The 1,910-nt window shown below is 77.4% G+C and carries 1 pseudogene; it reads left to right on the plus strand.

From position 1 onward, the window contains the following. Positions 1-94: 94 nt before the first annotated feature. Positions 95-1,910 (plus strand): annotated as a pseudogene (locus tag ACWDCZ_RS40915) (ATP-binding protein); the annotation flags it as partial.

The following is a 1,910-nucleotide window of genomic DNA, read 5'->3' on the forward strand; positions in this document are numbered from 1 at the left end:
CCGGATCGCCGTTCACCGGAAGGTCGGCGACCAGCTCGCCCAGCAGCTCGGCGTCCCCGCCGTTGTCCAGCAGCTGGGCGGCGAAGGTGTCGACCTGGACGAGGCGGTCGACGGTGCGCCGCCCGGCCACGACCCCCTCTGGGAGCGGCTGCACCGGGTCGAGCAGCGGGTCCGCGCCGCGGTGCGCGAACGCCGCGCCGACGACCCCGACCCGGACGACCCGTACCGCGGCCAGTACCTCGGCCCGGACGCGGTGGAGCGCATCCTGGCGACGGGCCCGCGCCGCCGCCCGGCTCCCGGCTCGGGCGGCTCACCGCCGCCTTCGGCCTGCTCCCGGTGGACCTCGACCTGCTGCTGGTGGCGCTCGCCCCCGACCTCGACTCCCGCTTCGAGCAGCTCTACGGCTACCTCAACGACGACCTGACCCGCCGCCGGGCGACCATCGGCCTGGCCCTCGACCTGTGCGGACTGCCCGGGGCCGGCGCCGGCCGCTTCCGGTTCTCCGCCCGGTCCCCGCTGGTCGCCGGCGGCCTGCTGGAGATCACCGAACCGGACCGCCCGTTGCTCTCCCGCACCCTGCGCGTCCCGGACCGGGTGACGGCCCACCTGCTCGGCGACGACGAGCCGGACGGCGCGCTCGCCGGACTCGCCCACCGCGCCGGTCCCGGGCCCCGCCTCCAACGGCCGGACGAGCGGCTGCGCGCGCTGGCCGCCGACGGCGGACTGGTGCACCTGCTGGACCGGGGCGGGCACGCCGGCCCGCTCGCGGTGGCCGCCCTCGCGGCCGACGGCCCGCCGCCGCTGGTGGTCGACGCCGCCGCGCTCGCCGCCCGCCGGCCGGAGGGCACCGTCCGGGTGCTCGCCCGCGAGGCGCGGCTGGGCGGGGGCGGCGTGGTGCTCGGACCGCTGGACCGGCTCGAACCCGAACGGCCCGAGCGGGCCGCGCTGTTGCGCGAGCTGTGCGCGGAACTCGACGGCGTCCCGCTGGTCGTGCACGGCCCCCAGGTCTGGGACCCGGCCTGGGCGGCGCGGAGCCCCGTGGTGGTCACCGTCCCGCCGCCGGAGGAGCGCGACCGCGCCGGGCAGTGGGCCCAGGCGCTGGGCGGGCAGCCGGGCGGCGAGCTGAGCGGGGAGCTGGCCGAGGCCGTCGCCGCGTACCGCCTGGACCAGGAGCAGGTGGCGCGCGCGGCCTCGGTGGCGGCCCGGACGGCGGCCGCCGAACGCCGCGAGGTGCGGGCCGAGGACCTGCGGACGGCCGTGCGGGCGCAGAACGGCGCGGGCCTGGCCCGGCTCGCCCGCCGGATCGAACCCGCGGTCGGCTGGTCCGACCTGGTGCTGCCCGCCCCCACCGCGGGCCGGCTGCGCGAACTCGTGCTGCGGGCCCGGCACCGCGACCAGGTGCTCGGGAGCTGGCGGATGCGCCCGGGCGGCGGCCGGGGCAACGGGGTGGTCGCCCTGTTCGCCGGGGAATCCGGCACCGGCAAGACGATGTCCGCCGAGGTGGTCGCCGCCGAACTCGGCATGGAGCTGTACGTGGTGGACCTCGCCACCGTGGTGGACAAGTACATCGGCGAGACCGAGAAGAACCTGGAACGCATCTTCACCGAGGCCGCCCAGGTCAACGGCGTCCTGCTGTTCGACGAGGCCGACGCGCTGTTCGGCAAGCGCTCGGAGGTCAAGGACGCCCGCGACCGCCACGCCAACGTGGAGACGGCCTACCTGCTCCAGCGGATGGAGTCCTTCGACGGCATCGCGGTGCTGACGTCCAACCTGCGGGCCAACCTCGACGAGGCGTTCACCCGTCGGCTGGACGTCATCGCGGAGTTCCCGCTCCCGGACGAGGCGCAGCGGCGCCGGCTCTGGGACCGCTGCCTGGGACCGCTGGTGCCCCGCGGCGACGACCTCGACCT

The sequence above is a fragment of the Kitasatospora sp. NPDC001225 genome, assembly GCF_053597855.1.